The organism is Aquimarina agarivorans, assembly GCF_000218485.1.
Classification (GTDB): Bacteria; Bacteroidota; Bacteroidia; order Flavobacteriales; family Flavobacteriaceae; genus Aquimarina; species Aquimarina agarivorans.
Genome location: NZ_AFPB01000028.1, coordinates 1 through 8,109, shown reverse-complemented (window position 1 = coordinate 8,109; position 8,109 = coordinate 1). Strand labels below are relative to the sequence as shown.

3 protein-coding genes are annotated in these 8,109 nt (G+C 34.7%); all 3 read right to left on the bottom strand.

Annotation, left to right across the window (positions count from 1 at the left end):
- Positions 1 to 274 precede the first annotated feature (274 nt).
- A complete protein-coding gene (locus tag GMC_RS0101235; RefSeq protein ID WP_010520421.1) occupies positions 275 to 2,260 on the bottom strand; it encodes an OmpA family protein in 1,986 nt (661 codons plus the stop codon).
- A gap of 14 nt (positions 2,261 to 2,274) precedes the next feature.
- Positions 2,275 to 3,228 carry a PorP/SprF family type IX secretion system membrane protein gene (locus GMC_RS0101230; RefSeq protein ID WP_029489535.1) on the bottom strand — a complete coding sequence of 318 codons (954 nt, stop codon included), beginning with the start codon at positions 3,226 to 3,228 and terminating at the stop codon, positions 2,275 to 2,277.
- Between the two features lie 57 nt (positions 3,229 to 3,285).
- A partial coding sequence (locus GMC_RS0101225) for a T9SS type B sorting domain-containing protein (RefSeq protein WP_010520419.1) occupies positions 3,286 to 8,109 on the bottom strand: 4,824 nt, incomplete at its 5' end.

Genomic DNA, 8,109 nt, shown 5'->3' with positions numbered 1-8,109 from the left:
TTGGTTGTTAGTTGTTAGTGAGAAATATACTTTTATTAAGAAATGCTTATTTTATATTATTTTCCAAATTTGAAATTTAATTATTAGTAATAATTGATTGTTTTTTTTCAACAAAAAAGTAATATCCTTAGTCAAATTTATAATGCTGATGCAAAGGATCAATGACAACTTTATTGTAACACAAAAAAGCCCTACCAATTAAAAAATGATAAGGCTTTAAAAAAAAACTCTACTTACTACTATAATTAATATAAATACACACTAAAATTTCAATTTACTGTTTTAAAATAATGAATTCGCTACGTCTATTTAACTGATGTTGTGCTTCGCTACACTCAACTCCATCGGCACAGTTATTTGTTAAATTAGTTTCTCCGTAACCTCTACCTGTCAATCTTGCAGGACTAATACCTCCCTTGTCTATTATATATTTTATTGTACTTTTATTACGCCTAGTACTCAATCGCATATTGTAATCAAAAGGAGCACGACTATCAGTATGACTTCGTACATCAATATTCATTTCAGGATATTCTTTCATAACAGAAATTACTTTTTGCAATTCAATTTCAGCATCTGGGCGAATGAATGATTTATCAAAGTCAAAATAAATTGGGTTCAATTGCAATAGTTTGGCTAAATCGTCACCCACCTTAGCCGTTACAACACCTAATTGAGCAGTTCCTTTACGTAATTGAATTGGCTGATTGTGCTTAAATTCAAACGCCTCAGTGGATGCAAAGTTAACTTCTGTAAATTCATAAGCTTCTTTAGATGCTCTTATTACATATTTTCTATCGCAATCAATGGGCAAGCTATACTTAGCATCCGAATCAGCTGTAGTACTTGCTATCTTGTCCATATTAGCATCAAATAAAACTACCTTAGCATTAGGCAACAAAGCTCTAGTTTCCGCATCAGTTACAATACCACTCAGGTACTGATTACAACTTGATATTAAATCTTCGGTTTGTACAAAACTATAAATATCATCATCTCCCACACCTCCGTAACGATTACTGGTAAAAAAACCTATTTTAGTGGCTTCATCGATTATAAAAGTAAAATCATCATCGGAACTGTTTATAGGTTTACCTACATTAAATGGATCTGAAAACCCACGTTTAGTTTCATTAGGTTCGGAAATAAATACATCCAAGCCTCCTAGTCCAATATGACCATCACTAGCAAAATATAACTTCCCACTTTTAGAAATAAATGGAAACGTTTCCCTGCCTTCAGTATTAATTTTAGATCCCAAATTTTTTGGCTCGCTATAGCTGTCTTTTCCTGTGATATCAACTACAAACAAATCCGACATGCCTTTACTCCCAGGCATATCGCTAGCAAAGTATAATTTTTTTTCATTAACCGATAGCGCAGGATGCGCTACTGAATATTCATCACTATTAAAAGGAAGTTCTTTTATATCTGTCCATTTATTATTTACAAGCGAAGCCTTATATAATTTTAATTTTGTTGTGCCATTAGCATCTGCTTTACGCCTTTTATTTGTATAATTATTCCTAGTGAAATACATGGTTTTACCATCCTTAGTAGTCACTGTTGAAGATTCATGTAATTTTGTATTAATATTTCCTTTTAACTCTTCAATACCTTCAACCGCTATGGACTGTTTACCTTCTCTAAATGTTCGGTATAAATCTAAAAAAGGAGCTTCATTCCATTCATGAACAATTCTTGATCCTCCATTACTACGAGATGAGGCAAACATAATTTGATCATCTTTATAAAAACTAGGTCCAAAATCAGATCTTGAAGAATTAATTGGCAAATTAACAATATCAAATTTTCCAGATTGTAATTCTATTAATTCTAAATAATTACGTTCTTTTTTAAATAATTTTACTCTACTTTCTGATTTTCCTGTAGCTTTATCAAAAGCGACCATTACTTTGTCTGCTTTATCGTAATTTCTCAAATTTTTTAAGGTTTGACTATATCTAAATAAATATTCAGGATCTAAGGATTCATTATACTCATTACAAAGCTTTTCATACCAAACAGAAGCATCTGCCAACTGAGCATTAAAATAATAAGAATCCCCTATTTTTTGATAAATATCTTGTGATGTATATCCTTTATTAACTACATCAATATATATTTTTCTGGCATCAATGTAGGAGAGTTTATCGTACTCTTTATCTGCCTTCTGTAGTAGTTTTTCTTGTGCCACTAAACTTAAACTAAACAAAATGCTTAGGATGAGTATACTTTTATGTATGTACATTTTTTTCATAAGACAGTTGTTATTTAAAAGAATCTTGGTGTAATTATACGAGAGTATTTTTTGAATAGTTCAAACCTAAGTAATAGCTCAAAACTCCCATCATTAAATTTTGTATTCCCTAATTCAGTAGTTTCTCTATCGTATGCAAACCCAACCAGTAAACTATCTGACAATTGAAATCCTACTAATCCACTTACAGCAGCACTCCAACGGTAAGCTACTCCCAAAGTTAGTTTATTATGTAATAAAAAATTTGCAGATAAATCAACTTGTAACGGTGCTCCAAATACTACTTTAGTAAGTAAGGCTGGTTTAAATAATATATTTTCTGAGAGCGTCAATGTATAGCCTGTCATTAGGTAATAATTTATTCGCTCTTCAGCTAAAAAACTTGCATTTCTTGATGAATTTACATTAGCCTCATCAAAATGATTTGTCTCTAGTAAATTAGGAACACTTAAGCCTACATAAAATTTATTCGTATGATAATACAAACCAACCCCTACATTAGGACTTAACTTATTATTTATATTAGTTTGAAATCTTGTGTCGTCTTGTGTAAATCTATTTAATTTATTAAAATCAACACTCAATAAATGTACTCCTGCTTTTAATCCGAAACTTAACTTTCCTTCATCTGATGTAGGTATAGAGTAAGAGAAATCTATATTCGCATAAGTTTCCTCTGCTGGGCCTATTTCATCTTGAACTACTGATCCTCCTAAACCAACTCTTCCCAAACCTATAGGCGAATGTAAGGCAAGTGTTTGAGTTCTTGGAGCTCCAGGCAATCCCACCCATTGACTTCTATGCAATCCAACTACACTTAATACCCCTCTAGAACCTGCATAAGCTGGATTAATTGAAATCGTATTATACATATATTGAGTGTATTGGGCATCTTGTTGAGCATACAAACCTGTAGCTGCACATGTCAACAAAATTAGGATCACTACTTTTAAATAATATTTTTTCATATCTAAAATATTTAGTTTTTCAGGGCTCATTGCAGAACCCTGACTTTAAACTCTCTTTTAATTGATATATAAGTAACCTGCTCTACTTACTGATTTACCTGTACTTTCTATTGTATAATTTAATATGTAATAATATGTACCTGTTGGCAATCTATCCTCTTCACTTACAGTTGTTCTACCTATTGAGAAACCTTGGAATACATTTCCTTTTGTATTGTATTCTTGAGTTTCATAAACTTTTAGCCCCCATCTGTTATAAATTTCAATATTATTAGTAGATGTAGCTTCTAAACCTGTGATTACTAAAGTATCATTATTACCATCACCGTTTGGTGATACTGCATTAAATACTCCAATACCATCAGCATTATCATTACTAACTCCATTTGGTTCTAAATAATCCGGAATACCATTGGCATCTGCATCTTCTGCATCTTCAGGGTTACCATTAGCATCTGGATCTGCATTTTCATCAACAGTTAAAATATCATCTCCATCATCATCTGTATCTAAATAGTTTGGAATGCCATCTCCATCTGTATCATCATTTGTTGGGTCTCCATCACCGTCAACATCTTCAAACTCGGTTAATATTCCATCATTATCATCATCTGCATCTCGATAATTAGGTTGTCCATCGCTATCGGTATTTGTTAGAACTAACGAAACAGAACCAACACTACCTAAATTACCTAAATCTAAATCATCATTTACATCGAATCCATCATTTACATCTGTTCCTTCGAATTGATCTAACAATCCATCTCCATCTTGATCAGTTAGTAAACCATTCAACTCAATTCCTGATTCAATAACATCTGGAACATTATCTCCATCAGAATCTAAATCAAGATAATCTGGAACACCATCTGGTATTGGCTGACCATTAATATCAGTTTCACTATCTACAGGTGTTCCTAAAGGCGTACCTCCATTATCCGTGTCATAAGCATCATCTAAGCCATCGTTATCTGTATCTATTCCTGTTGGCGCATTATATATCGCTGAAGGCTGAACTTCGACATTATCAGGTATACCATCGTTATCCGAATCAATGTCCTGGAAATCAGGAACACCATCTGTGTCGTTATCGTATGCTACTTCAACCTCTTCATCAACGTCGCCTATCATAGGGTCATTATCATTATCATCCAAATAGGCAGGAATGCCATCACCATCAATATCTTCTAAAGGATTTAATCCTGGTGTTTCATCAACATCTAAGATTCCATCATTATCATCATCTGGATCCAAACTATCAGCAATACCATCTGCATCATTGTCTTCAAAATCTAGATAATCTGGAATACCATCATTATCAGTATCCAATGCATCTTCATCATTTCCATTTCCATTTGGATCAGGATTTTCATCTATAGTTAATACTCCATCATTATCATCATCTGGATCTCTGTAATTTGGTTGATTATCAGCATCTGTATTCAATAAATCTGTTGGAGCCATCCCTAAATTACCATTATCTAATTGATCATTTACATCAAATGGATCGTTCAAGTTAGTTCCTTCATAGTTATCTAATAATCCGTCTCCATCTAAATCTGCAATTGGGGCATTGGGTTCAAAACCTGCTTCAACTACATCCAATATACCATCGTTATCAGAATCGGTATCTAAATAATCCGGAATACCATCTGGGATAACCATTCCTGACAAGTCTGTTTCACTATCTACTGGTGTACCAAGTGGTCTACCTTCATTATCAGCATCATAAGCATCATCTAACCCATCGTTATCTGTATCCATTCCTGTTGGTGCATTGTAAGATTCTGAAGGTTGTACTTCTACATTATCAGGAATACCATCGTTATCTGAATCAATGTCTTGGAAATCTGGAATACCATCTCCATCATTATCATAAGGAGCTTCAACTATACCATTCACATTTCCAATTCCAGGGTCATTATCATTATCATCTACATAAGCAGGAATACCATCACCATCAATATCTTCCAAAGGATTCATTCCTGGTGTTTCATCGACATCTAATATTCCGTCGTTATCATCATCTGGATCAAGGTTATCTGAAATACCGTCTCCGTCATTATCATCCATATCTAAATAATCTGGAATCATATCACCATCAGAATCTACAGGTGGAACTCCTGAGTTAGGATCACCATTTCCATCTGGATCTGGATTTTCATCTACAGTAGGTATACCATCATTATCATCATCCAGTTCTAAATAATCTGGAGTACCATCACCATCAGTATCTCTTGGTGGAGTTCCTGTATTTGGATTATTATCATTATCAGGATTTGATTCTTCAAATGCTGTAAATAGTCTATCATCATCATCATCCACATCTAAATAATCTGGAGTACCATCTGCATCTGTATCTTGAGATGCTGGTACATTACCTGCTGAATCTGGATTTTCAAACTCTGTATCTACTCCATCATTATCATCATCCACATCTAAATAATCTGGAATGGTATCCGTTGGATAATCTGGATTATTAGCAGGTGTTGTGCCATCTGTATTTTGAGCGTCACTAATATCTCCATCATTATTAGGATCAGGATTCTCGTTTTCAGTTAACACCCCATCATTATCATCATCAACATCTAAATAATCTGGAATACCATCTGCATCAGTATCTTCATCTGTAGGGTCCGTATTTGTTGGAACATAGTTTTCAAGAACTGTAGCTACTCCATCATTATCATCATCTGTATCACGATAATCAACTTCATCAATAGTATCAGAATTTGGTGTATCTACAGAACCTGCTTCTAACTCATCGTTCGTATCAAAGCCATCATTAGGGTCGTCTCCTTCATATATATCTAATAACCCATCTCCATCAGTATCTGTCGTTGATGTTGTAGGTGTATTTCCTGACTCTACCACATCTAAAACACCATCTCCATCAGCATCTATATTAAAATAATCAGGTATGCCATCGGTAGTATCTCCACTATCTACTGGAGTTCCTAAAGGAGTGGTATCATATACATCATCGACACCATTCATATCTACATCAAGTCCACTTGGCGCAACATAACCAACTGTTGGTTGCACTTCTACATTATCTGGAATACCATCATTATCTGAATCTATATCCTTAAAGTTTGGAATACCGTCTCCATCTGTATCGTTCTCCCCAGGAACACCCTCTGTATTTGGATTATTATCTCCATCTAAATTTGGATCTTCATCTACATCTAAAATTCCGTCATTATCATCATCCAAATCTGCACTATCTGGAATACCATCTCCATCATTATCATCTATATCTCTATAGTCTGGAATACCATCTCCATCAGTATCTACCGCATCATCAGGAGTACCATCGCCATTATTATCAGGCTGTTCTGTTATTGTTGGTAAACCATCATTATCATCATCTGTATCTAAGTAATCTGGAATACCATCCATATCCGTATCCTCTGCTTGTGGATTTCCTGAATTTGCATCATAAGCCTCTGTACTTGTTAATAATCCATCTGCATCATCATCTATATCACGGAAGTTTACATCTTCAGTCCCATCAGTATCATCTGTTCCTATTGCTCCTGTATCTAAACCTTCATTAACATCTGTATACCCGTCATTAATTGTTCCATTTTCATAATCATCTAATATACCATCTCCATCTTGATCACCTGTATCATTTGCTGTAATCAAACCAGCATCATCGGTATCATTCACATTATCATTGTCCGAATCCGTATCTAAATAATCTGGAATACCATCTGGTGTACTAGTCCCTGATTGATCAACTTCACTATCCACTGGAGTTAATCCTGCCGATGTAGTTGGATCAGTTGAAGTTGTATCCATATCATAAGCATCATTTAATCCATCCATATCTACATCCACATTTCCTGCAATAGGTGCTATATAACCTATTGTTGGTTGAGCTTCTACATTATCTGGAATACCATCATTGTCCGAATCCAAATCTTGGAAGTCTGGAATACCATCTCCATCTGCGTCAAATATATCTACTATTCCATCTGCATTCGCATCTGGTCCTAGATCTGTATCTTGATAATTTAGAATCGTGTCATTATCATCATCAGCCACAGGACTTAATGTTGTCCCTACTGGTACTTCATTTTGATCTAAAATACCATCATTATCATCATCTATATCTACATTATCTTGAATACCATCCCCATCATTATCATTCATATCTAAGTAATCAGGAATACCATTTCCATCTTGATCTGAAGGATCAATTGTATTAGGGTCACCATCAACATCGGTCATTTCTGCTATGGTGTCCACTCCGTCATTATCATCATCAGTATCTCTATAATCTACTTCATCAGTACCATCCGTATTTTCTGTTTCTTCACTTCCATCATTTAATCCATCATTAACATCAAAACCATCATTTGGAGTACCATCCTCAAAAGCATCATCTAATCCATCTCCATCTTGATCATTTCCTGATAATACAATATCTGGTTGACCATCTTTATTCATATCAAATGCTTCTATGGTATCAGGAACACCATCTCCATCACTATCCTCCTCTTGGAAATCTGGAATACCATCCGTATTTGTATCCTCAGGATTATTTAATGGTGTACTACCTGCAAAATCAGGATCATATGCATTGTCAATACCATCTCCATCATCGTCATTATTTGTAGGTTCAACATATCCTACTGTTGGTTGCGCTTCTACATTATCTGGAATTCCATCATCATCACTATCGATATCTAAGAAGTCCGGACTACCTGTACCATCAGTATTTGGATTGGTTAATGGCGTACCACTTGTTACTGTTCCTCCTGTATCATCAACACTATCATCCAATCCATCATTATCGGCATCAATCATACTACTTGGATCTCCTGGTGTTGGGTAATCTACCTCCCCATCTCCATCGGTATCTGTTCCCCC